We start from the raw sequence: 23,485 nt of genomic DNA, 5'->3' as shown, positions 1-23,485 counted from the left end.
GGCGAAGGCGTCGATCCGGCACAGGAGGGACAGTATCGGGTAGTTATGCCAGTTATCAAGCCTAGTTTTGTAACTCGAAATGAATAAGTCATTGAACTTCGGTGAGCGCGTGTGCTTCACTTCTGCTTGATGTCACGTTTAGCCACTCCTGGTGAAGTCCTCCAGCTCATCCGCAGCGGGGAGGCGGTGACGCGCGCCGACATCGGCCGCGTGACCGGCCTGTCCCGGCCGGCCGTCGCGCACCGCGTCTCCGACCTGCTCCAGCGCGGGCTGATCGTGGAGGACGCCGAGGGGCCGTCCACCGGCGGCCGCCCGCCCATGCGGCTGCGGTTCCACGCCGGCGGGGGAGTCGTCCCGGTGGCCTCGCTCGGCGCCCGCCGCACCCAGATCGCGATCTGCGACCTCGCGGGGGAGGTGCTGCACCGCACCGACATCGACATCGACGTCGAGGAGGGCCCCGGCGTCGTGCTTCCCCTGCTCATGGACACCTGGGAGAAGCTGCTGGAGGGGCGCGGCGACGTGGCCGGCATCGGCCTCGGCGTCCCGGCCACCGTGGAGTTCGCGGCGGGACGGGTCGAGAGCGCCCGCGTCATGGCGAGCTGGACCGGCGTGGTGATCCCGCCCGTCATCTCCGAGCGGTTCGGCGTGCCGGTGCTCGTCGACAACGACGTGAACGTCATCGCGATGGGCGAGCACCGGAGCGTCTACGCCGCCGAGCTCGACGACCTGTTGTTCGTCAAGGTCTCCACCCGGATCGGCGCGGGAGTGATCTCCGGCGGCGGCATCCTGCGCGGCGCGCTCGGCGCGGCCGGAGAGATCGGGCACATCCCGGTGCGGGACGGCGGCGGCGTGCTGTGCCGCTGCGGCAACCTCGACTGCGTCGACTCGGTGGCCAGCGGCACCGCGATCCTGCGCGACCTGCGCGCCAAGGGCCGCGACGTCGCGTCCCTCGCCGACGTGACCGCCCTGGTACGGGCCGGCGACGCCGAGACCATGGCCGTCGTACGGCAGGCGGGCCGCTGGCTGGGCGAGGTCATCTCCGGCGCGGTCAACCTGCTCAACCCCGCCGTCGTGGTCCTCGGCGGCGACGTCGCCGAGATGTTCCAGCCGCTGGTGTCGGGCGTACGCGAGATCGTCTACCGGCGCTCCACCCAGCTCGCCACCCGCAGCCTGCGCATCGAGCGCGGCCGCCTCGGGCCGGGCGCCGGGATCACCGGCTGCGCCCTCATGGTCCTCGACCACGTGCTGTCCGCCCAGGCCGTCGACGCCGCCGCCCGCTGAGCCCCTGGCCGCGCCGATCTCGCCGCGCGCAGGCTCTGCCATCCGCTGAGCAGCCACCCACCCGTCTGACCTCGTCACCCGCCTCATCCTGCCGCGCCCTGACCCCCCGCCCCCGCCACCCGCCACCTGCTGCCACCTGCCGCCGCCTGGCTCGCCGACGTGAGCCGGCGCGGCGGATCGGATGGTCCCGGCCTGCACATCCGGCTCCTCCGAACGGCCGGTACGACTCCGCCAGGTGGCCCGTCCGGCCGGCCCAGCAGGCGAGGCCGGCCGGGCCGAGCGGTCACCATGACGCGCCCATGGACGGAGTCCGCGCACCCCGCTGATCCACCACGGTGGGAGTCGTCGTGAGACCGCCGTCGAAAGGTCATGCCGTGGAACACGCGGATCCTCCGGGTCAGCCACTTCGCCGGCCGCCGGGCCGTACGTCCTCGCCGATCTCCCCGCCGTCGCCGGGAGGTGCGAGATGTCCCCGGAGGTGAGGCGCCGCCGGTTGGCGCGGATCGCGGTCCGCGCCCTCCTCGCGCTGGTCCTGCTCGCCGTCCTCGCGACGGCGGGGGTCTTCGCCGTCGTCGGACGCGGCGGCCCGCCTCAGACGGAGGCGCGCCTGGGGGCGGATCCCCGGCTCGAGGAGCCGGACACGTTCCCCATCCCGAAGGTCGAGGCGCCCGACGTCGTGGGCTGGCCCGCCGGCGTGACGCCCACCGCGCCCGAAGGTTTCACCGTCACCCGGTTCGCGGGCGGGCTGGATCACCCTCGCTGGCTCTACCTGCTTCCCGGCGGCGACGTGCTCGTCGCCGAATCCGCCACCTCGCCGAAGCCCGCCGAGTCGATCGTGATGAGCGTGCTGTCCTGGTTGCGCCGCAACGACGGCGCGACGCGGGAACGGAGCGCGAACCGGATCACCTTGCTGCGGGACACCGACGGCGACGGCGTCGCCGATTTCCGCGGCACGTTCCTGGATCACCTCAACCAGCCGTTCGGCATGGCCCTGCTGAGGGCGGCGCCGCCGTACGCGGTCGAACCTGACGCTCCGCCGGGCACCGGAGCCATGTTCTACGTCGCCAACACCGACGGCGTGTGGCGCTTCCCGTACCGGCTCGGCGACACCCGGATCACCGCTCCGGGAGAGAAGATCCTCGATCTGCCGGCCGGCGGATACAACAACCACTGGACCCGCAACCTGTTCGCCGCCGCAGACGGCTCCAAGCTCTACGTCACGGTCGGGTCCGGGAGCAACGCGGGCGAACACGGCCTGGAGGCCGAGCGCGGGCGCGCCGCCGTGCTCCAGGTCGATCCCGGCGGAGGCGGCGCACGCGTCTACGCGTCCGGGATCAGGAACCCCAACGGTCTCGGCCTCGACCCGGCCACCGGGACACTCTGGGCGGTCGTCAACGAACGCGACGTCCTCGGCGACGACGTGTCCCCGGACTACCTGACGAGGGTCCGCGACGGCGACTTCTACGGCTGGCCGTGGAGCTACTGGGGGCACCACGTCGACGACCGGGTCACGCCCGCACGCCCGGACCTGGTCGCCAGGGCGTCGCGACCGGACTACTCACTGGGCGCCCACACTGCCCCCCTGGGGCTCGCATTCTCCACGGGGACCGCGTTTCCCCCGGCCTACCGGGGCGGCGCTTTCATCGGTGAGCACGGGTCCTGGAACCGCGGCGACCCCGTCGGATACAAGGTCGTCTACGTGCCGTTCGCCCATGGCATGCCCAGCGGCAGGCCGCGGGACTTCCTCACCGGCTTCAAGCCCGACCCCGGCGACAGCACGACCTATGGACGCCCCGTCGGAGTCGCCCTCGACAAGGCGGGAGGCCTCCTGGTCGCCGACGACGCGGGCGACACCGTCTGGCGTGTCGCCCCGCGCAGGTGACGCTCCGGGAGATCCGTCAGCGGCGACCCGCGCCCAGCGAGGACGTCACGGGCGGGGCCCTGGTCCGGGCTCCCGCCCTCCGCCCATACGGCCTGCCGCGACGGCGGGTCGTCCGTCTCCGTACTCTCCGTCCGCCATGCGCGGATGTGACCTTCATCGTGGCCGTCGAGCTTTTCCGTACGCCGCGCACCGGCACCGAGACGCCATCACGAAAGCGTCCCGGCCGGGCGTGCCGCGCGGAGACGGAGATGCCGGCCGGTGGCACTAGGCTCTGTGGCGATCTTCCCTCCCCCAGGAGTCCTTCGTGCGTGAACGTGTCCGCCGGGTGATCGAGTCGCCGCGGTTCCAGCAGGCGATCACCGTGGTGATTCTGATCAACGCGGCCACGCTGGGCGTCGAGACCTCTGCCGGGGCGGTCGCCCGCTACGGCACTGTGCTGCACGTCGCCGACCACGCCGCGCTCTACGTCTTCGTCGCGGAGATCCTCGCCAAGGCCTACGTCTACCGGTGGCGCTTCCTCCGCGACCCCTGGAACGTCTTCGACACGCTGATCATCGGCGTCTCGTTCCTTCCCACGGCGGGCGGGCTGTCGGTGCTCCGGGCCCTGCGCGTGCTGCGGGCGCTGCGGCTGATCTCGGTGGTGCCGTCGCTGCGGCGGGTGGTCTCCGCGCTGCTCACCGCCATCCCCGGGATGACCTCGATCGTGGTCCTGCTCGGCCTCGTGCTGTACGTCGCCGCGGTCATGGGCACCAAGCTGTACGGCGCCTCCGCACCCGAATACTTCGGCGACCTGCCGACCTCGCTGTTCACCCTGTTCCAGGTCATGACCGGGGACGGCTGGTCGGACATCAACCGCGAGGTCATGGACACCCACCCCTCGGCCTGGGTCTACTTCGTCGTGTTCGTGCTGGTCTGCACCTTCGTCGTGCTCAACCTCTTCATCGCGGTCGTGGTCAGCGCGATGGAGGAGGAGAACCAGGAGGAACGCAGGGCGGAGCGCCGGGAGGACGTCGAGGTGCTGGCCGAGATGGCCGCCCTGCGCGCGGAGATCCAGGGCCTGCGTCAGGCCATCACCGACCGCGTCCCCTCCTGAGGAGGGGTCTCAGGGCCCATGATCGTCGGTTGCTAGACTCCGCGCATGCGGCTTCCGACGGACGCTGAGATCCGTGCGCTGCACGAGAGACACGCGCCCTCGGAGGAGGCGTTCGACCTCGTCCACACGCACTGCGAGATCGTCTGCGCGATCGCCCTGCGACTGGCCGACCACGCCGGGCTCGACGTCGACGCCGAGCTGGTGCGGGCCGGCAGCCTCCTGCACGACATCGGCGTCTACCGGCTCTACGACGAGGACGGACGGCTCGACCACGCCGGTTACGTGCGCCACGGGATCCTCGGTCACGAACTGCTCCGCGCGGAGGGCCTGCCCGAGAGCCTGTGCCGGTTCTGCTCCCACCACACCGGTGTGGGGATCAGCCGGGAGGACGTGCTGCGACAGGGGCTGCCGCTGCCGCCCCGCGACTACCTCGCGGAGTCGGCCGAGGAGGAGCTCGTGATGTTCGCGGACAAGTTCCACACCAAGACCGACCCGCCGAGATTCGTCACCGCCGACGCCTACGCGGCCCATGTCCGCCGGTACGGCGAGGACAAGGCCGAGGTGTTCGCGTCGATGCGCGCGGTCTTCGGCGTCCCCGACCTGCAGCCCCTCGCCGCCGCGTACGGCCACGAGATCGTGTGACCTGCGACGCGAGGACTACGGGGTGAGGACTACGGGGTGAGGACGATCCTGCCGAACACCTCGCCGGCGTCCATCTTGTAGTGCGCCGACACGGCCTGTTCCAGCGGCAGCACCTCGTGCACCACCGTGCGCAGCTCGCCGCGGCTCGCGGCGGCGAACTGCCCGGTCCGCACGGCCCGCCGGTCGGGTGCGGCCACGGTGTCGGCGCTGAAGGTGGCGAAGGACGTCGACTTCCGGAACGCCGCCATCATCGTCGTGCCGAAGTCCGCGGGCGGCTGCCCTCCGACGGCGCCGACGACGACCATGCGGCCGTTCGGGTTGAGCATGGCGAGGAAGGAGGGCAGGTCGGGGCCGGCCACGACGTCGATGACGACGTCGTAGCCGGCGGGAGCGTGCCGGCCGCCGTCGCCGGAGCGGTCCAGCACGTGGGTCGCGCCGAGCGCGCGCAGGCGCTCGCCGCGCTGGAGCGACGAGGTCGTGACCGCCACCGCGCCGGCGCCGCCGCGCGCCGCGAGCTGGACCGTCATGATCCCGATGCTGCCGGCCGCACCGCGCACCAGCACCGACTCGCCGGGCGCGAAGCGGGCATGGGAGAGGCCGAAGTGGGCCACCACACCGGAGCTGCCGAGCGTCACCGCGTCGACGGCGGACAGGCCGGCGGGGAGGGGGACGATCTCCTCGACCGAGGCGATCGCCTGTTCGGCGTAGCCGCCGCCCAGCCCGGTGAACGCCCACACCCGCTGACCGATCCACGAGGTGTCGACGTCGTCGCCCGCGGCGATCACGGCGCCCGCCACCTCACTGCCGGGGATGTGGCCCTTCTCGAAGCCGTAGGCGGCCAGGGCGCCACTCCGGATCACGGCGTCGACGCCGCCGACGCCGATCGCCTCCGTGGCGATCAGTACCTGTCCGGCGGCGGGAACCGGGGCCGTCCGGTCGATGAGCGCCAGGCCTTCTGGACTTCCGAACTCCCGGATCGCGACTGCCAACACTGTCGTCTCCACCTTCTGGGATGGGCCGGTACCGGCGGATGGGCCGGTACCGGCCGGATGCTGGGAATGCTCCACGACGCGCGGCGGCGTCCGTGCTCTCGGACCGTAACGGACGCCACCGTCCACTTGGCTAAAGTGAGAGCGGTGACCGACCCTCCGCCTCACATCCTGCGTTCCGACGCCCTGGACAACCGTGAGCGCATCCTCGGCGCGGCTCGCGCGCTGTTCGCCGCCGAAGGCCTGGACGTCCCGATGCGGGAGATCGCCCGGCGCGCCGGAGTCGGCCCCGCCACCCTGTATCGCCGTTTCCCGACGAAGCAGACGCTGGTCACCGAAGCGTTCGAGGACGAGATGCGCGCCTGCTACGCCATCGTCGACGAGGGGAGCGCCGACCCGGACGCGTGGCGCGGCTTCCGCCTCGTCGTCGAGAAGATCTGTGACCTGCACGCCCGCAACCGAGGCTTCACCGACGCCTTCATGGCGGCCTATCCCGGCCAGGTGGATCTCGCGGCGGGCCGTGAACGCACGCTGAACGCGGTCGCCGGACTCGCCCGCCGCGCCAAGAAGACCGGTCACCTGCGTGCCGACTTCGTCCTGGACGACCTGATCCTCATGCTCTCCGCCCACCGGGGCATCCACGCGACGTCGGCGGCCGTCCGGATCGCGGCGTCCAGGCGCTTCGCCGCACTCGTGATCCAGGCGTTCCAAGCCGTCCCGGAACGATCACCGCTGACGCGTGACGCACCGCCGGCATCCGGAGCGCCACTCGGGAATGGGTGAGGACCCCGCTTACCTTCTCACCAGGAGCCGGTCGATCTGGGCCTCCAGCGGGGGCGCGCCGAGGCGGTTGTCGATCTCGTCGTACGGCACGGCGGGCGGTTCGTCGACCCGGATGGCACGCAGGTAGTCGGCGAACCTCTCCAGCTTCTGCCCGTCCCTGGCGAGGCCCCGGCGCACCAGCCGCTCGCGCAGCGTGGGGCCGTCGGAGCGGATCCAGAGGAGGCGCACCTCCGGGCCGCCCAGGACCTCCACCCACGCGTGCCAGCGCGCCGCGTCGTGGACCTGGGAGGTGAACGGACCGCCCAGCATGACCGGGCAGCCGTGGGACCGGATCTCCCGGGCGGTCGCCGTCATGCCGTCGTACTCGAACCGCTTGACGTGCTCGTCGTACCACGGCCCTTCGCGCTCGCCCGGCGGCCTGCCGTACGCGGCGAGGGTCGCCCCGACGAAGCCGCCGTACATCGTGTCCTTGTCGAGCAGGGCGGGGACCGGGTCGAGGCGGGCCAGCAGCAGATCGCAGACCGTCGACTTGCCCGCCCCCGGCGGCCCCGACACGATCCAGACGGTGCCGGTCATCGCGGCGGGCCGTACGGCTCGATCGGCGGATCGGAGTACGGCCCGCCCTCCGCACGCGGACGGTCCCCGCCGCGCGGTCCGGCGCCGGTGTCGCCCACGCGCCGTCCCGCGCTCTCCGTTACCCGCAGGACGTACAGGTTCCTGCGGGGGTCGACCGGCACCAGCCCGTACGCGGTGTCGACCTCGTCCTCGGCGAGGTCGAGATGCCGCATGGCCGACTCCAGGGTCGCGGGTGCGGGCAGTCGCACGGTGATCAGCACATCGGCCACGGGTCCGCCTTCCCCTGTCGTGTACGACGCCGCCCGGCCGGGGCCACGCGGCGGCTCTCAGGCGGCCTTGGCCGCCCGAGCGGCTTTCAGGCGGCCTTGGCCGCCCGAGCGGCTTTCAGGCGGCCTTGGCCGCCCGGCGGCGCAGCGCGGCGATGACGCCGGCGGCGTCGACCACGCCGTACCCGTAGTCGTGGTCATACCCTACGGCACTGCGGTCGTCGGCCGTCCGCCGCAGCAGGGTCCTGAGCTGGGCCGGTGAGAGCGTGGACGACGGCCACCGGGTGCGGACGGCGGCGACCAGCCCCGCCGCGACGGGGCAGGCCGCCGAGGTGCCGGAGTCGGGCTCGGTGTCGCCGAGTGCGCGGGAACCGGTGAAGTGGGTGTAGGCGCACAGATCCGGCTTGCGCGCGGCCAGCCGCCCGGGGCCCTGGGAGGAGTAGCCGACGCGCGTCCCGCCCGTGTCGATCCCGCCGATGGACAGGGCACGCGGGTGGGAGTTGGCCCCGACGATGGGCCGGTCCGGGTAGGCGCACCTGCTGTCGCGGCACTGCGTGCCGCAGTTGCCCGCGGCGAACAGGATGTCCGCCCCCGCCTCGGCCAGGCTGCCGACGATCAGGTTGAACGGATGGGCGGGATTGTCGGAGTAGTTGCCGGGATGGCCGGGCGGGAAGTCCCAGCGCGGCGAGAACGACCCCCAGCTGTTGGTCACGACGAGCGCCCGGGACTCGGCCGGCTGGGCGTCGAGGACCTCGCGCAGGTGCGCGTACGCGGAGATCGCGTCGGACAGCAGGCCGTCGAGCGTCGAACCGCCCTGCCGCCGCGACAGCAGCACGGGCACGTCGACGAGAGACGCCTTCGGCGCGGCGATGAGCGCGTCGAAGGCGCACATCGAGCCGTGGTCGACCGCGAAGTCCCCCGGCGTTCCGGAGACACTCTTGGGGTTCCAGCTGCGTTCGTGATCGACGGTGACCTCCCGGCCGCGCGCCGCGGAGACGTACGCCGCGTTGATGCCCGTGTCGACGACCGCGAGGGGGACGCCGGAGCCGTCCAGGCCCTCGGCCGCGAGATCGGGCAGGCACAGCAGCCGCTCGACGTCGTGCCAGTCGCCCACGGGAGGGTCGCCGGCGCAGGTGAGCGTGGTCTCGATGGCCGGGTCGGCGTACACCGCGACCACGTCGCGGCGGGTCGCGGGCAGCAGTGTGATCCTGCTGGTCAGCTCGTCGTCGGCGATCTCCCCGCGGACCACGACGGAGGCGTCCTGCGGCGCCATGGAGAAGATCAGGGGCTGGTTGAGCGACAGCGGGTCCCCGCCGGGGACCGCGGGCATCGGCTGGGGCACGGCCACCGGGGCGTACGAGTGGTCGATGACGATCCCGGGCAGATCGTCGGCCACGTCGGAGGCCGAGGACGGGACCGACGGGTCGGCGACGGCGGCGACCACATCGGGGGACGGACGCAACTGGATGAGTACGCGCACGACGGTTCCACTTCGTGACGGGGTGGATACGTTACGTGACAACCCTCCTGCATACCGGCGGCGCCGTCCACGGCTTCGCGGGAAATCCTCAGCGGCGCGGTCAGAAGCCGCACAGCTCCGCGAGGGTCTTGGCGGCCTTGTCGTTCGGGGTGGGGGTCTTCCTGCCGCCCGCGTCGGCCACGATCGGCGTGCGGGACGGCGACGGGGTGGACGAGGTGGCGGACGAGGAGGACGCGCCGGGCGAACCGGAGGCGGACGCGGAGGCCGTGCCGGAGGCGCCGGCGGTGACCATGGGGGAGGCCGTCGCCGCGATGGGCACCTGGTCGGCCATGGACTCGCGGATCGCCTTCTTCGTGAGCTCCCTGATCTTGTCCCAGTCCGGGTTGCCGGTGTGAATGAGCGGCGGCACGAACTGGAGGCTGGTGATCTTGGCGCTGCGCACCTTCATGCCGAGCGGCACGAGGTGCTCCAGCAGGTCGCGGGGGATGTCGGTGCGGAACATGTGGCGGGCCGCGGCGGCGATCCTGGTGAAGTTCGCGAGGACCTTGGACGGGGTCGCCTGCTGGGCGAGCGCGCCGATGACGCACCGCTGGCGGGACATCCGGGAGAAGTCGTCGCTGTCGACCCGGGAACGGCCGTACCAGAGCACCTCCTCGCCGCTCAGCCTCCGGTAGCCGGCCTTGATGGTCCCGGCCGTGCCGAAGTGGCCGCCCCACTTGATGTCCCGCTCGACCCGGATGTCGAGGCCGCCCAGGGCGTCGATCATGGCCGCGAAGCCGAACATGTCGACCATCGCGTAGTAGTCGATGTGCAGGCCGAGCGTGTAGCCGATGGCGTCCTTCAGCGCCTGCGCGCCCCGGTTCTTGCCCCCCATGACCTGCGGGTTGTTGTCGGCGTAGTACCAGACCGAGTTGAGCAGGCCCTCTCCATCGACGTTGAAGCCGTCGGGGAACACCTTGTGCAGGGGACTGCTCGCGGGGAAGCGGACGTACTGCAGGTTGCGCGGCAGGCTGAACAGGACGGTGTTGCCGGTCGCGACGTTCACGCTCGCCACGGTCATCGAGTCGGTGCGCACCCCGACCCGGTTGCCCGCGGCGTCCCCGCCGACCAGCAGGAAGTTGACGCGCTTGCGGCCGTCCCAGGGGTCCTCGGCCCGGATGGGGGAGGGGGTCGTGCCCTCGACCGGGGCCATCACCGCGTCGAGGGTCTGGCTCGCGGTCCTGATGTAGCCCGCGGTGACCGCGAACGGCGCCATCACCGACACGCACAGCACGCCGGCGACGATCCCCGCCACCACCTGCCCGGTCTGCGACAGCCGCTGCGGGCGGAGCGCCACGAAGGACAGGACCACCAGCGCGAACCAGGCGAGCGCGCAGACGGCCGCGCCCACCATGATGGCGGTGAGCGTGCTGGGGCGCACCACCGCGCCCGCGTTCCCCACCAGCCGCCAGGCCACGACCGCCAGGGCGGCCAGGGCGGCGCCGAACGTCACGAGCAGGGCGATCCCGGTCCGGCGCCTGCCCGCCCGCAGGTGGGCCGCGCCGGGTACGAAGGCCGAGAGCGCGGTCCAGCCGATGAGGGAGGCGGGGGTCAGGGGCGGCCCGAAGCGCGGCGCTCCGCCGCGCGGCCTCGGGGCCGGGTGGGAACCGCCCGGGGCTCCGTAGGGTCGGGGAGCTCTGGGCCCTGCCGGGGCCTGAGGGTTTCCGGAGGGCTCGTCCCGGGTCCCTGGCACCGTGTCGTCCCGGGACTCCGCCCGGGCCGCCTGGGAGCCTGACGGAGGGCCCGGCGGGGAGCCTGGGAAGGCCTCGTTCCGGAGCCTTCTCGGGATGGTCGCGTCGTGGAGATCCTCATGCGCTGCCCCGGGGGAGCCGTGAGGGGCTTCGCCGGGTGCCGGCGAAGGGCCGGGGGTGGCAGAGGAGCCGGAGGCCTCGGCACGCGCTCGCGAGGGACCGGGGGAGTCCTCGCGCGGTCGCGACGAGCCGGTGGCCTCGTCGCGTGAAGGCGGCGGGCCGGGAGTTTTGCCGCGCTCCCCGTTCCCGCCACGCTGACCTTCGCGCCGACGCTTCCGGGAACCCCCGGCCGCGTCAGCGGGACCCCCGCCGCGCATGGCTCACCGCTCTTTCCTCCGTGGCTTGGCTAGGGATTCTAACCACCATATCCGGACAAGGTAGACGTAAACCTGGAGATAGGAGTCGGGGTCGACCGTCAGGAGACGGACGCGGAGCCGACTACCCAGGTATTGCACTGGTAGGCCATCGGCCGGGTGTAGCCCTGGCGGAACCAGGCGGCGTTGCTGCGCGTGTTCCCGTGGTCGCGCGGCCCTCCCGGCGGGTCGCCCAGATGGCTGTAGGCCCACAGGAGCGTGTTGCGCCGCGTGCCGTCGATGGGGTAGCTCGCGGCGACCGAGCGCATGAACATGCCGCCGAAACAGGTCGCCTGCAGTTCGTGCCGCCGGCTGAGGGCCATCCTGCCGCTGCGGGAGCTTGAGTTGACCGTCTGCTGCCACCAGGAGTCGGAGATGCCCGACACGTTCTGGAGGTGATGTCCGTACTCGTGGGCCATCATGCTGATGATGATCCCGTTCCAGGAGCCGAGTGGGCCGTACTCCCGGGCCATCGCCGAGGTGGACGCGTAGATCGTGCTGTTGCTCGGGCAGTAGTAGGGCACGTTGCTGCCCGGAGAGGGGTAGTCGCCGCAGGCGCCCCTGCCCTTGCGGGCCGCGATCATGTAATGCGGGGGCGTCCAGGGGATGCCCGCCCGGGTGAGTGCCGGCGCCCAGGCGTTGCCCATGCACCTTCCCGTCTTCAGGATCAGGGCCTTGAACTGGGCGTGGTTGTAGATGCTGGCGTTCCCGGCCGGGCAGTTCGTCCTGGCCGGCGAACCGGCGCGGTAGAGACTGTTGCTCTTGGCCGTACGGTTCAGCGTGGGCGTCGTCGGACGCCTCGTGGCCTGGGACGTCGGCTTGGCGGACGGCCTGGCCGGCGCCGCCGTGTCGTCCTCCCGGGGCTCCCGCGAAGGGAGCGGGGGAAGGCTGTAGGTGGGCAGCGCGATCGGGGAGACCGGGTCCTCGGCGCGGGAGACGCGCGCCATCGCGCTCGCGACCACGACCAGCACGAACACGAGCGCGAGCATGCCCATCAGCGCGACGATCACCGCTCCCCCGGACGACCGGCGACGGGGCGGACGCCACGCGGGCGGCGGGTAGGGGGCGGCGGGCCCGCGCGGAGGCGGCGGAGGCTGCGGCGCCCATTGCGGTCCCGGCGGAGGCGGGGGTGCCTGCTGCGGCGGAGCCGCCTGGTACGGCGCGTGCTGCTGCGGCGCCCCCTGAAAGGGCGCTCCTTGGAACGGTGCCCCTTGGGGTGGTGCCGCCTGGAAGGGAACCTGCTGGGGTGGTGGTGCCGCCTGGAACGGCGCGTGCTGCGGTGCCGCCTGGAACGGCGCGCCTTGGGGCGGCGGCGCCCCCTGGAAGGGTGCTTGCTGCGGCGGCGCCCCGTGGAACGGTTGTCCCTGCGGCGGTGCGGCCGGGAACGCCGCTGCCTGCGGTGGCCCCTGGAACGGCGCGCCCTCAGGTGCTGGGTAGGGCGCGCCCTGAGGCGCCGGGTAGTAGGGCTGTCCCTGGGACGGCACTCCCTGGGGCTGCGTTCCCTGGGGTAGGCCCTCTAAATGGTGGCCTGCGCTCTGCGGCGGTGACGGCGGCGGTGCTGCCGGGGATTGCGGATAGGACGGCATAGGGGGCGGGTTCCCATAGGGCTGCCGACCCCGACCGTAAGGGTGCGCGGCCGGATCCTGCCGATCCTGGCCGGGAGCGTACGCGGCCGGGTCTTGTGGGTTCCGCCCGGGGGCGTACGCGGCCGGGTTCTGCGGAGGCGCCGGGAAAGCACCGTTCGAAGGAAACCCGCCGGGGGCCGGGGGCTGCGGAACGGGTGGATAAGGGGCGCCCCGGGGCGAGCCGCCGTGTGGGGCGGCCTGCGGGTGACCGCCGTACGGGCCGGGCGGAGGATGGGCGCCCGGCGAATAGGCGACGCCCTGATGCTGTCCGCCCTCCGGATAGGGAATGCCGTTGCCCTGTCCGCTTTGCGGAAAGGGAATGCCGTAGGGCTGTGGGCCGTCCCAATCACCCGTTCCGGTTGGCCCGGTCCAACCCCCGTGCGGATGGGCCGCGCCGATTTGTGCCCCGGATTCCGGTCCGGGGGTCCAACCGGCCGATTCCTCCGGTTGCGACCCTGAAGGCGGGCCTGAAGGCGGCCCTGAATAGGGAGAAGACCCCCCGGGCGGCTGCTGGGGAGGGTACTGCTGCGCCACGACTTTGCCCCCTTCGTGGATTTGGGGCAGAAGGATACTCGTTTCTCATCCATCACGGATGTAGCAGATACCGGGCACAATCCGTAATCGGCCGACGTGATCTCTGCGATGTTCCGGAATCGCCGGGCTCGTCTGCCCTAGCGTTTTTGGCATGAATCTGCAGCAGCTCCGTTACGTGGTCGCCACTGCGGAGCACCGCACCATGACCGATGCCGCCCGATCGCTCTATATCGCGCAGCCCGCTCTGTCGCGCGCGATTCGCGACCTGGAACGTGAACTCGGAATGACGCTTTTCGCGCGTTCCGGCCGTGGGGTCGTCGTGACGGCCCAGGGCCGCCGGGTCGTGAAGCTGGCTCGCGAGGCCCTCGACGCGGTGGCCGAGATCGAGGCGTTCGCGACCCAGGGCCACTCCTCCGGGGCCGAGTTACGGATCGCGTCCACTCCGAGCCTGGAGCCCGGCCTCGCCGGGCGCCTATTGCCCGCGTACGCCGCCGAGCACCCCGGAATACGAGTGCAGATCGTGCGGTGCGAGGGCCGGGAGGCGGTGGTCAGCGCGGTGCGCGAACAGCGTGCCGACCTCGGCCTGACCGACCTTCCGGTGCCCACCGACCTGGTGAGCCATCCCCTGGAACGCCAGGAGATCGTGCTGATCTCCCCGCCCGGCCTCGACCTGCCCGATCCTCTCCCCGTGACGCGGCTGAACGGCATGCGGCTGGTGCTGCCCGCTCCCGGCAGCCCGCGCCGCAGGGAGTTCGACCAGATCTTCGCCACACACGGGGTGCGCCCGATCCCGGCCGTCGAGTCCGACGAACGCCGCGGCTGGCTCCGCGCCGTACGGGAGGGCCGGGCCTCGCTGCTGTGGTACCGAGGCATGGCCGAGCAGGCGGTCAGGGCCGGACTGGTGGTCCGCTCGCTCGACCCGTCGCTGCGTAAGATCATCGCGGTGGTGCACGCGCGGCGGCGGCTGCCCGCGATGGCGCAGGACTTCCTCGCCCTGGCCGAGGGCGGCTCGGCGGCGTGACCGCGCCTCTTCCTTTGTTTGGATCGTTCCACTCTTTCCGAACAGAGGGCGCGTGGACCGCGCCTCCGCCGCCCGGTGCCGGCGCGGAACCCGGGGAGCCGGTTTAGTAGGGTGACGGCGATGCCGAACTCGCCGAAACCCGTCGCGGTGCCCGGCCCGCCATCCGTACTGCGCCTGCGCGGCCGTGCCTTCGGTCCCGGCGACTTCGCGGTGATGGCCGTGGTCAACAGGACTCCCGACTCGTTCTACGACAGGGGTTCGACCTACGCCTTCTCCGCCGCCGTGGACGCCGCCTCCCGCCTCATCGCGGACGGGGCGGACATCGTGGACATCGGCGGCGTCAAGGCGGGTCCCGGCACGGACGTCGACCCGGCCGAGGAGATCCGCCGGGTGGCCGACGTCGTTGCGGCGGTACGCGAGCGGCACCCCGAAGTGATCATCAGCGTCGACACCTGGCGGTCGGAGGTCGCCAAGGTCGTCGCGGAGGCGGGGGCCGACCTGCTCAACGACACCTGGGGCGGCGTGGACCCCGGCCTCGCGGAGGTCGCGGCGGCGTACGGCGTCGGCCTGGTGTGCGCGCACGCCGGGCGGGTGGAGCCGCGCACCCGGCCGCACCGCATCGCGTACGGCGACGTGGTGGCCGACGTGATCGCCTACACGACGGCTCTCGCGGAGCGGGCGGTCGCGGCGGGGGTCCGCCGCGACGCGATCCTCATCGACCCCGCCCACGACTTCGGCAAGAACACCTGGCACTCGCTGGAGGTCAGCAGGCGGCTCGGCGAGATGACCGCCACGGGCTGGCCGGTGCTCGTCGCCGTCTCCAACAAGGACTTCGTGGGCGAGGCGCTGGGCGGGCTCCCGGTCGAAGAACGGCACGCCGGCACCCTGGCCACGCTCGCGGTCTCCGCGCTGCAGGGCGCGCGGGTCTTCCGGGTCCACGACGCGGCGAGCGCGCGTACGGCTCTCGCCGTGGTCCGCCGCCTCGCCGCCGCCCGTTCCTGAGTCGCCTGTTCCTGAGTCGCCTGTTCCCGAGTCGCCCGCTCCGAGTCGCTCAGCCCTGAAGGGGCCCGGCGACTCCGATCACGCTGGCGGGGAGTAGGTCACGGACAGGAAGCGGAGGAGGATCGCCTCGCGGGTCGCCGCCGGCAACGCGTCGAGAATCGCGTTCACCACCGCCATCTCGGGCGCCGTCCCGGGCTGCGCCGCGGGGCCGTTCCCGGCTGGCAGGCCGAGGGCGATCCCCGCCGACGCGGCCAGCTCGGCGAACGTGGCGTCGTCCAGCGCGTCGAGATCGAGGGACGCGATGAGCTCGGGCAGGCCCTCGGGCACCTCGGCGGGCCCGCGCCGCCGGGCCGCCTCGGCCGCCTCCTCGATCACTTCCAGCATCGCGTCCACCCCCGCCAGCGTCACGCCGGTGACCGTGATGTGGATGTTGGCCGGGATCCCGGCGTACGACAGTTGCGGCTGGAGGAACCAGCCGCGCGTGCGCGCCTCGTCGGCGAGCACGAACACGTCCACCTCCGGCGACCCGGCGATCGCGACCAGCGCGGCCTCCGGCTCGCCCAGCACCCGCAGGCCGGGGATCTTCCGCACGCCCTCGGCCAGCCGCCTCGTCGCCTCCAGCGTCCGGCGGCCCAGCTCCCGGTAGCCCTCCCGGCCGAGGGCCTCCAGGGTGGCCCAGGCCCCGCCGAGCGGCCCGGCGGAGCGCGAGCTCTGCACGGTCGCGTTGACGATCGTGTATCCGGGCCAGGCCGCCGAGGCGAAGTAGGCCCGGCGGCGTAGCTCCGCGTCGCGGAAGAGCAGCACCGACGCCCCCTTCGGCGCGTACCCGAACTTGTGCAGGTCGCAGGAGATCGAGGTGACGCCGGGCACGGCCAAGTCGAAGGGCGGGATCGCGGCCCCCGCCTCGCGCAGCCACGGCAGCAGCCACCCGCCGACGCAGGCGTCCACGTGGCACAGCACGCCGCGCGAGGCGGCCAGCGCGGCGATCTCGCCGACGGGATCGACCACGCCCTGGGGGTAGGACGGCGCCGAGACCACGGCCAGCGCCGTGCGCTCGTCCAGCGTGTCCCCGAAGGCCGGGACGGAGACGCGGTAGGTGACCGGATCCACCGGAACCGGCACGATCTCCAGGCCGAGGTAGTGCGCGGCCTTGTGGAACGCGGGGTGGGCGGTCACGGGCAGCACGACCCGGGTGGCGCCGGGGCGGGCGTCGCGGGCCGCCTTCACCGCCAGCATGATCGACTCGGTGCCGCCGCTGGTGAAGATCCCGGGCGCGCCGGGCCGTCCGAGCGTCTCGGCGACGGCCCCGACCACCTGCCGCTCCAGCGCGACCATGCTGGGGAAGGCCGTCGGGTCGAGCATGTTGACCTCGAGCATCTCCGCGTACGCCCGGTGCGCCGCCTCGTGCACCTCCGGCAGGCCGGTGTCGTAGACGTAGGCCGTCACCTTGCCGCCGCGGACCGGCAGGTCGGCGGCCCTGAGCGAGTTGAGTTCGGCGAGCAGTTCGGCGGCGGGCCTGCCGTGGTCGGGAAGCATCGGTCTCCTATCGGGCGGTCTCAACGTGCCAGGGGGAGCCGCACGACGGCACGCAGTCCGGGGGAGGCGTCCTCCAGGTGGACCGTACCGCCGTGGGCCTCGACCGTGGTGCGCACGATCGCGAGACCGAGCCCAGCGCCGCCGTCGTCGCGGCTGCGCGCGTCGTCGAGCCGGGTGAACCGGTCGAACACCCGCTCCCGGTCCTCGGGCGGGATGCCCGGCCCGTCGTCGGTGACGGTCAGTTCGGCGACGCCGGCTCCCGCGGCTCCTCCGGTTCGCACGCCGAGCCGGACGGCCGAGGCCGCGTGGCGCAGCGCGTTGTCGACCAGGTTGGTGAGCACCCGCCGCAGGTCCAGCTCGTCGCCGAGCACCACGGGCGCCGAGCCGGGGGCGGCGTCGGAGCCGAGGTCGGAGCCAAGGCCGGAGCCAGGGTCGGAGCCAAGGCCGAGGTCGAGGCCGAGGTCGTACCGCTCGGCGGTGCGACGGGCCAGGACGCCGAGGTCGACCGGCTCCCGCCGGCTCAGCCGGCCCTCGTCGAGCCGTGCCAGGGCGAGCAGGTCCTCGGCGAGACGGGACAGCCGGAGGGTGTCCTCCAGCACGCCCTCCGCCGTCTCGGTCCAGTCCTGCCCCTCCGGATGGCTGAGCGCCACCTCCAGCTGGAGCCGGATGCTCGCGAGCGGGCTGCGCAGCTCGTGCGCGGCGTCGGAGACCAGCGCCCGCTGGCGGGCCTCGGCCTCCTCCAGCCGTCCGAGCATGTCGTTGAGGGTCGTGGCGAGCGCGTGCACCTCGTCACGCGCCTCGGGCACCGGCAGCCGCCGCGATCGCGCCGTGCCGCCCACGGCGGCGGCGCCCCGCCGCAGCAGCGTGATCGGCCGCAGCGTGCGCCCGATGACCAGCCACGAGGCCGCCGCGAGCAGCGCGAGCAGGAGCGGCATCCCGACCAGCAGCACGTGCCCGGTGGTCACCAGGCTGCTCTCCACCTCGGTGAACGACCGCGCCACGATCACCGTGACGCCGTGGTCCGCGCTGAGCACCCGCACCCGCAGCGGCCCCGGCAGCGCGTACGGCCGGCCGTTCACGAACTGCGGGGCGCCGGTGCGCGCGGCCGACTCCCGCGCCCGCGCCGGCAGCAGCGGGACCAGGCGGTCGGTGTCGGACGTGGCGTCGACGATCCGCCCGTCCGGGCCGAGCACCTGGACGATCGTGTTGTTCACCGAGGTCACCGGGTCGGGCAGCCGGCCGGCGTCGGACAACGCGACGATCTCGCGGCCTCGCTGGTAGACCTGGTCGTCGATGTTCCGGATCAGGGACTCGCCGAGCACCACGACGAACACGTACGCCGACACGGCGAGGGCGAGCGCCAGCACGGCGGTCGCGGTGGCGGTGAGCCGGAACCGCAGGCTCCGCCGCCGCCACCACACGACCGGGCCGCCCGTCCGCCCCGGTTCCCCGGGCCGAGCGGGCTCCGATGCCGCGGGCCGCGCGGGCTCTGATTCCCAGCGCCGCGCGGGCCTGGTGGCGGCCGGCGTCGCCGTGGCGGACGGGCCGGGTGCGAGCGGGTGTGCGGGTGGATCGGGCACGCTCAGCCTCCGTCGCCGGAGAGCCGGTATCCGGCCCCCCGCACCGTCCGCAGGGCGGCGCGGCCGAAGGGCGCGTCGATCTTCCGGCGGAGATAGCCGACGTACACCTCGACCACGTTGGGATCGGTGTCGTAGGTGTCCCACACGTGCTCCAGGATCTCCGGCTTCGACACCACCTCGCCCGGCCGCCGCATCAGGTACTCCAGCAGGGCGAACTCCCGGGGCGTCAGTTCGATCGGGGTGTCGCCCCGGGTGACCAGCCGGACCGCGGGGTCGAGTGACAGGTCGCCCGCGCGCAGCACCGCGGGCCTGCGTCCGCCGCCGCGGCGCAGCAGCGCCCGGATGCGGGCGACCAGCACCACGTAGGAGAACGGCTTGGTGAGGTAGTCGTCGGCGCCGAGGTCGAGCCCGTCGGCCATGTCGTACTCGCCGTCCTTGGCCGACAGCATGAGGATCGGCACCCAGTTCTCCTCCGCGCGCAACTGCTTGCACACGTTGTAGCCGGACAGGCCGGGCAGCATGATGTCGAGCACGACCGCGTCGTAGTCGCCGGCGCGGGCGAGGTGCAGGCCCTCGTTCCCGTCGTGCGCCAGGTCGACGGCGAACCCCTCCGCCTGCAGCCCGCGGCGCAGTGCCTCCGCCATCCGCCGCTCATCCTCCACCACCAGAACCCGCATTGCCCCATAGTGGACCATTTCGCCGATGGCGCGGGGCGCCGCCTGAGAGGGCTCTCAGCCGGTCTCAGCGTCGGCTCAGGAGTGGTCCGGCAGTCTCGGGTTGTCAGGTTTTCCGCCCATAGTTGGAGATGTGAGATGGCGAAGAAAGCTCGTGTCGTGAGGTGGGGGATTCCGGTGGCGGCGGCGGCCGTGGTGGCCGCGGCCGTGGGGGCCGGCCCGGTGATCGCGTCGGTGGGCGGCGAGCCGTCCCTGCCCGACAGGACGGCGGAGCAGCTGCTGGCCGATGTGGCGCGCACCTGGCAGCACGGCCCGATGCCGCAGATGTCCGGCACGATCGTCGAGACCGCGTCGCTCGGCCTGCCCTCGCTGCCCGGCCTGTCCGGGCCGGGGCCGTCCGGGGCCTCGCCGGTGTCCCTCCTGTCCGGGTCGCACCAGCTCAAGATCTGGTACGCGGGGGAGAATCGGTTCCGCATCATGCTGCCGGGGGAGATGAGCGAGACCGACCTCATCGCAGACGGCGACAAGGTGTGGCTGTGGGACAGCGCGGCGAACAAGGCGACCCGCCTGACCGCCCCGGCCGCCCCCGGCGGGACGGCCACCCCCTTCCCGCTGCCGTCCCGCCCCGCGTCGCTGCCGGCGACGCCGGAGCAGGCCGCGCGGGAGGTGCTGAAGGCGGCCGGGACCGACACCGCGATCAGCGTCGGCGACGACGTCACGGTCGCCGGGCGGGGGGCCTACCAGCTCGTGCTGACCCCGAAGTCGTCCGACTCGCTGGTCAGGGACGTCCGGGTGGCCCTCGACGGTGAGACGCTGATGCCGCTGCGCGTCCAGGTGTACGCCAAGGGGGCCGCCGAGCCGGCGTTCGAGGTCGGTTTCGAGACGCTGTCCTTCACCAGCCCCGCCCCGGAGAACTTCGCCTTCACGCCCCCGCCGGGGGCGAAGGTCGAGCAGGGGGTGGACGTCCCCGCGGCGGGCCGCCGCCCCGAGACGGCCCCCGGCGCACACGACGGGACCCGCGTCGTCGGCTCGGGCTGGGACAGGGTGCTCGTCGCGCCGCTGCCCGCCGCCACCGACGAGAAGCGGAACGAGCGGAAGGGCGACGGACCCGACGTGGCGGCGCTGCTCGGCGGCGTCCGCTCCGCGGCCACGCCGGTGAGCGGGGAGTGGGGCAGCGGCCGGCTGCTGCGCACCAAGGTCGTGTCGATCCTGCTCACCGACGACGGCCGGCTGCTGGCCGGCGCCGTGACGCCGGACGCCCTCTACCGGGCCGCCCGGTGACGGTGGGCACGCGCGCGGGGGCGTCGCGCAAGGACGCGGCGGCGCCCCCGCCCTCTCCGGAGGGCGGCGCGCACGCCGTCGTCACCACCGGTCTCACCAAACGCTTCCGGGGTGGTCAGCTCGCCGTCGACGGCGTCGGCCTGGCCGTGCCGCGGGGATCGGTCTACGGTTTCCTCGGCCCCAACGGCTCGGGCAAGACGACGACGATCCGCATGCTGCTCGGCCTGGTGACCCCGACGTCCGGCGCCTGGTCGTTGCTCGGGGCGCCCATGCCCGGCGGGCTGGCCCGCGCGCTGCCGAGGGTCGGCGCGCTGGTCGAGGGACCGGCCTTCTATCCGTACCTGTCCGGTGAGGCGAACCTGCGCCGCTTCGACGCGGCCGACCCCGGCGCCGACCCCCGTACGGCGCGGGCCAGGATCGGCGCCGCGCTGGAGCGGGTCGGGCTGACGGCGGCGGCCGGCAAGCGCTACCGCGCCTACTCCCTCGGGATGCGCCAGCGCCTGGCCATCGCGGCGGCGTTGCTGGGGCCGCGCGAACTGCTGGTGCTCGACGAGCCGACCAACGGCCTCGACCCGCAGGGCACCCGCGAGGTCCGCACGCTGATCAGGGAGATCGCGGAGGACGGCACGACGGTCTTCGTCTCCTCCCACCTGCTGGGGGAGGTCGAGCAGATGTGCGGCCACGTGGGCGTCATGCGGGCCGGCCGGCTCGTCGCGCAGGGCCCGGTCGCCGCCCTGCGCGAGGCGGGCGCGGCCCCGCGCCTGCGCGTGGAGACCCCGGACGTCGCCGTGGCGGCGGCCGCGCTGTCCCGGGCCGGGCTGGACGGCGTGCGCGCCGGGGACGGCGAGGTCACGGCGCACGCCGGGGAGGAGCCGCCCGAGCGGATCTGCGCGCTGCTCGTCGGCGAGGGCGTGGCGGTGCGGGGGTTCGGGGTGGTCCGTCCCACGCTGGAGGAGGTCTTCGTCGGGCTGACGGGGGAGGGGTTCGATGTCGAGGCATGAGACCGGGACAGCCGCGCCGGAGGCGGAGGAGCGGGCGCCGCTCGACGAGGCCACGCCCGGCACCCCGGGCGGCGCGTCCGACGGCGGGCCGGGCGCAGCGTTGGACGGCAAGCCGGGCACGGCCGTGGATAGCGGGCCGGGCGCAGCGTTGGACGGCAAGCCGGGCATGGCGTCGGACGGCGGGCCGGGCGCAGCGTTAAGCGACGGGCCGGGCACCGGGCCGGGCACAGCGGTCCACGGCACGCCAGGCGATGGATTGGGCGGCGCGTCCGGAACGGGGGCCGCGCCGCGCCCGTCGTCCGTGCGGCACATGGCGCGGCTGCTCGCCTCCGAGGCCGGGCTGACGTTCCGCCGGCCGCGCAACCTCGCGATGCTCGGTGTGCTCGCGGTCGTGCCGGTGCTGATCGGCGTGGCGGTGCGCCTCGCGTCGGACGACATGGGCGGCTCGATCGTCGGGCAGATCGCGGGCAACGGGCTGATGCTGACGTTCGCCGCCTTCGCGATCATGCTGCCGATCGTGCTGCCGCTCACGGTGGCGGTCGTGGCGGGCGACGCCGTGGCGGGCGAGGCCGCCCAGGGCACGCTGCGTTACCTGCTCGTCGCCCCCGTGGGACGGGCCAGGCTGCTCGCGCTCAAGTACGCCAATGTGGTGGTCTTCTGCCTCGCCGCGTGCGCGCTGGTGGCGCTGTCGGCGCTGGCGGCGGGGCTGGTGCTGTTCCCGGCCGGGCCGGTGACGCTGCTGTCGGGCACGACGGTCTCGGCGTCCGCCGCCCTGCTGCGCATCGGGGTGGTCGTGCTGTACGCCGCCGCCGGGATGGCGGCCCTCGGCGCCGTCGCGCTCGCGGTCTCCACGCTGACCGAGGCGCCGATCGGGGCGGTGGCGGCGAGCGTCGTGACGGTGGTGGTCAGCCAGGTCCTGAGCGCGGTCCCGCAGCTCGCCGCCGTACGGCCGTTCCTGCTCACGACCTGGTGGGGCGCGTTCGACGGCGCCCTGCGGGCGCCGATAGACGTCGACCGGATGGGGCAGGGGCTGCTGGCGTTCGCCGCCTACGTCCTGGTGTTCGGCTCGGTCGCCTGGGCGCGCTTCACGAGCAAGGACGTCACCGCCTGACCGGTGCCCCGCGAGCGGTCGTCCGTGATCGGAAGGTACGGCGGTAGGCGTCCGGAGGCACGCCCACCGTGCGGTTGAAGTGCCGGCGCAGGGTCGTCGCGGTGCCCATGCCGGTGGCCGCCGCGATGGCGTCGATGGTCTCGTCCGTGGTCTCGAGCAACTCCTGGGCGTGGCGGATCCGCTGGGTCAGCAGCCAGCGCAGCGGGCTGGTGCCGGTCACCGACCTGAAGTGGCGGGCCAGATTGCGCGAGCTCATCCGCGCCTGGCGGGCCAGGTCCTCCACCGTGAGCGGCTGGTCCAGCCGTTCGATCACCCAGGGGAACAGCGCGGCGAGCGGGTGGTTGCCCGGGGCGGGCACCGGGGTGGTGACGAACTGGGCCTGGCCGCCGTCCCGGTGCGGCGGTACGACCAGGCGGCGGGCGACCGCGTTGGCGATCGACGAGCCGTGGTCGAGGCGGACGATGTGCAGGCACAGGTCCATGGCCGCGGCCTTGCCGGCGGAGGTGAGCACGCTGCCGTCGTCCACGTACAGGACGTCCGGATCCACCCGCACCTTCGGGTGGCGGGCGGCCAGGTCGCCGGTGTGCGCCCAGTGCGTGGTCGCGCGTCTCCCGTCCAGCAGGCCGGCGGCGGCCAGCACGAACGCGCCCGTGCAGAGGGAGGCCACGCGCGCGCCCGCCTCGTGGGCCGCGCGCACCGCGTCGACCAGGCCGGTGGGCGGCTCGACGTCGACGTCCGCCCACCCCGGGACGATCACGGTGTCGGCGTGCCGGATCCGGTCGAGACCGTGATCGGGTTCCAGCAGGAACCGCCCGGCCCGCACGGCGCCAGGCCCGCAGACGACGAGGCCGTACCAGGGATCGGCCAGGCCGGGGTCTGTTCCGAAGACCTCGTACGCCAGGGACAGCTCGAAGTGCAGCATCCCGTCGGTGACGGCCAGCGCGACAGTGATCACGTCCGAAATTGTACGGATAACGGCGTTCCG

General features: G+C 73.3%; 20 protein-coding genes. 10 read left to right on the top strand and 10 right to left on the bottom strand.

Annotation, left to right across the window (positions count from 1 at the left end):
• Nucleotides 1-129: 129 nt before the first annotated feature.
• The 4 genes from FED44_RS14470 (at nt 130) to FED44_RS14455 (ending at nt 4,898) form a co-directional block, all read left to right on the top strand.
• Complete coding sequence (locus FED44_RS14470; protein ID WP_138460994.1) at nt 130-1,281, top strand: ROK family transcriptional regulator; 1,152 nt, start codon at nt 130-132, stop codon at nt 1,279-1,281.
• Between the two features lie 466 nt (nt 1,282-1,747).
• The gene (locus FED44_RS14465; protein WP_138460993.1) at nt 1,748-3,163 is read left to right on the top strand and encodes a PQQ-dependent sugar dehydrogenase; all 1,416 of its coding nucleotides are present in this window, start codon (nt 1,748-1,750) and stop codon (nt 3,161-3,163) included.
• A gap of 304 nt (nt 3,164-3,467) precedes the next feature.
• The gene (locus FED44_RS14460) at nt 3,468-4,256 is read left to right on the top strand and encodes an ion transporter (RefSeq protein WP_111697240.1); all 789 of its coding nucleotides are present in this window, start codon (nt 3,468-3,470) and stop codon (nt 4,254-4,256) included.
• 45 nt (nt 4,257-4,301) lie between these two features.
• The gene (locus FED44_RS14455; RefSeq protein ID WP_138460992.1) at nt 4,302-4,898 is read left to right on the top strand and encodes an HD domain-containing protein; all 597 of its coding nucleotides are present in this window, start codon (nt 4,302-4,304) and stop codon (nt 4,896-4,898) included.
• 29 nt (nt 4,899-4,927) lie between these two features.
• Here the strand turns inward: FED44_RS14455 and FED44_RS14450 are convergent, their stop codons facing one another.
• The gene (locus FED44_RS14450; protein WP_138460991.1) at nt 4,928-5,890 is read right to left on the bottom strand and encodes a zinc-binding dehydrogenase; all 963 of its coding nucleotides are present in this window, start codon (nt 5,888-5,890) and stop codon (nt 4,928-4,930) included.
• A 144-nt stretch (nt 5,891-6,034) separates the two neighbouring features.
• Between FED44_RS14450 and FED44_RS14445 the strand changes: the two genes are divergently transcribed.
• The gene (locus FED44_RS14445; RefSeq protein ID WP_244301930.1) at nt 6,035-6,670 is read left to right on the top strand and encodes a TetR/AcrR family transcriptional regulator; all 636 of its coding nucleotides are present in this window, start codon (nt 6,035-6,037) and stop codon (nt 6,668-6,670) included.
• A gap of 9 nt (nt 6,671-6,679) precedes the next feature.
• On the opposite strand, the gene FED44_RS14440 is transcribed toward FED44_RS14445, so the two are convergent.
• From FED44_RS14440 to FED44_RS37310, 5 genes are all read right to left on the bottom strand, one after another.
• Nucleotides 6,680-7,246, bottom strand: a complete 567-nt coding sequence (locus FED44_RS14440; protein WP_138460990.1) for a P-loop nucleotide/nucleoside kinase family protein — start codon at nt 7,244-7,246, stop codon at nt 6,680-6,682.
• Nucleotides 7,243-7,515: a hypothetical protein gene (locus tag FED44_RS14435; RefSeq protein WP_244301929.1), complete on the bottom strand. Its 273-nt coding sequence runs from the start codon at nt 7,513-7,515 to the stop codon at nt 7,243-7,245. The genes FED44_RS14440 and FED44_RS14435 overlap by 4 nt, the downstream gene beginning before the upstream one ends.
• Before the next feature lie 115 nt (nt 7,516-7,630).
• Nucleotides 7,631-8,992, bottom strand: a complete 1,362-nt coding sequence (locus FED44_RS14430; RefSeq protein WP_111697236.1) for a S8 family peptidase — start codon at nt 8,990-8,992, stop codon at nt 7,631-7,633.
• 100 nt (nt 8,993-9,092) lie between these two features.
• On the bottom strand, nt 9,093-10,484 hold the full coding sequence (locus FED44_RS14425; RefSeq protein WP_244301928.1) for an LCP family protein: 1,392 nt from the start codon (nt 10,482-10,484) through the stop codon (nt 9,093-9,095).
• A gap of 713 nt (nt 10,485-11,197) precedes the next feature.
• Nucleotides 11,198-12,145, bottom strand: a complete 948-nt coding sequence (locus tag FED44_RS37310) for a neutral zinc metallopeptidase (protein ID WP_244302000.1) — start codon at nt 12,143-12,145, stop codon at nt 11,198-11,200.
• Between the two features lie 1,300 nt (nt 12,146-13,445).
• On the opposite strand from FED44_RS37310, the gene FED44_RS14415 reads away from it, so the two are divergent.
• Together FED44_RS14415 and folP are read left to right on the top strand one after the other, a co-directional pair.
• On the top strand, nt 13,446-14,315 hold the full coding sequence (locus FED44_RS14415; RefSeq protein WP_111697233.1) for a LysR family transcriptional regulator: 870 nt from the start codon (nt 13,446-13,448) through the stop codon (nt 14,313-14,315).
• Nucleotides 14,316-14,435: 120 nt separating this feature from the next.
• The gene (folP, locus tag FED44_RS14410) at nt 14,436-15,317 is read left to right on the top strand and encodes a dihydropteroate synthase (protein WP_138460987.1); all 882 of its coding nucleotides are present in this window, start codon (nt 14,436-14,438) and stop codon (nt 15,315-15,317) included.
• 78 nt (nt 15,318-15,395) lie between these two features.
• On the opposite strand, the gene FED44_RS14405 is transcribed toward folP, so the two are convergent.
• From FED44_RS14405 to FED44_RS14395, 3 genes are read right to left on the bottom strand one after another with little or no spacing between them, the layout of a single operon-like run.
• Nucleotides 15,396-16,853 (bottom strand): pyridoxal phosphate-dependent decarboxylase family protein, encoded by a 1,458-nt coding sequence (locus FED44_RS14405; protein ID WP_138460986.1) that lies wholly within the window; start codon nt 16,851-16,853, stop codon nt 15,396-15,398.
• Nucleotides 16,854-16,873: 20 nt separating this feature from the next.
• On the bottom strand, nt 16,874-18,433 hold the full coding sequence (locus FED44_RS14400; protein WP_138460985.1) for an ATP-binding protein: 1,560 nt from the start codon (nt 18,431-18,433) through the stop codon (nt 16,874-16,876).
• A 2-nt stretch (nt 18,434-18,435) separates the two neighbouring features.
• Entirely contained in the window at nt 18,436-19,110 is a 675-nt protein-coding gene (locus FED44_RS14395; protein WP_111697230.1) for a response regulator transcription factor, read from the bottom strand.
• Nucleotides 19,111-19,266: 156 nt separating this feature from the next.
• On the opposite strand from FED44_RS14395, the gene FED44_RS14390 reads away from it, so the two are divergent.
• Genes FED44_RS14390 through FED44_RS14380 form a run of 3 tightly spaced genes read left to right on the top strand, consistent with a single transcriptional unit; the run spans nt 19,267 to nt 22,500 of the window.
• Nucleotides 19,267-20,388 carry a LolA family protein gene (locus FED44_RS14390; protein ID WP_244301927.1) on the top strand — a complete coding sequence of 374 codons (1,122 nt, stop codon included), beginning with the start codon at nt 19,267-19,269 and terminating at the stop codon, nt 20,386-20,388.
• Nucleotides 20,385-21,389, top strand: a complete 1,005-nt coding sequence (locus FED44_RS14385) for an ABC transporter ATP-binding protein (protein WP_187406063.1) — start codon at nt 20,385-20,387, stop codon at nt 21,387-21,389. The genes FED44_RS14390 and FED44_RS14385 overlap by 4 nt, the downstream gene beginning before the upstream one ends.
• The gene (locus FED44_RS14380) at nt 21,376-22,500 is read left to right on the top strand and encodes an ABC transporter permease (RefSeq protein WP_244301926.1); all 1,125 of its coding nucleotides are present in this window, start codon (nt 21,376-21,378) and stop codon (nt 22,498-22,500) included. Before FED44_RS14385 ends, FED44_RS14380 begins: the two co-directional genes overlap by 14 nt.
• Here the strand turns inward: FED44_RS14380 and FED44_RS14375 are convergent.
• Nucleotides 22,490-23,455, bottom strand: a complete 966-nt coding sequence (locus FED44_RS14375) for a helix-turn-helix domain-containing protein (protein WP_138460983.1) — start codon at nt 23,453-23,455, stop codon at nt 22,490-22,492. The two genes, FED44_RS14380 and FED44_RS14375, sit on opposite strands and share 11 nt — an antisense overlap.
• Between the last annotated feature and the right edge of the window lie 30 nt (nt 23,456-23,485).

It is taken from the genome of Microbispora triticiradicis, from assembly GCF_005864065.1.
In the GTDB taxonomy this organism is placed as follows: domain Bacteria; phylum Actinomycetota; class Actinomycetes; order Streptosporangiales; family Streptosporangiaceae; genus Microbispora; species Microbispora triticiradicis.
Note: the sequence above shows the minus strand (reverse complement) of the source record. Positions and strands in the feature narration are given on the sequence as shown.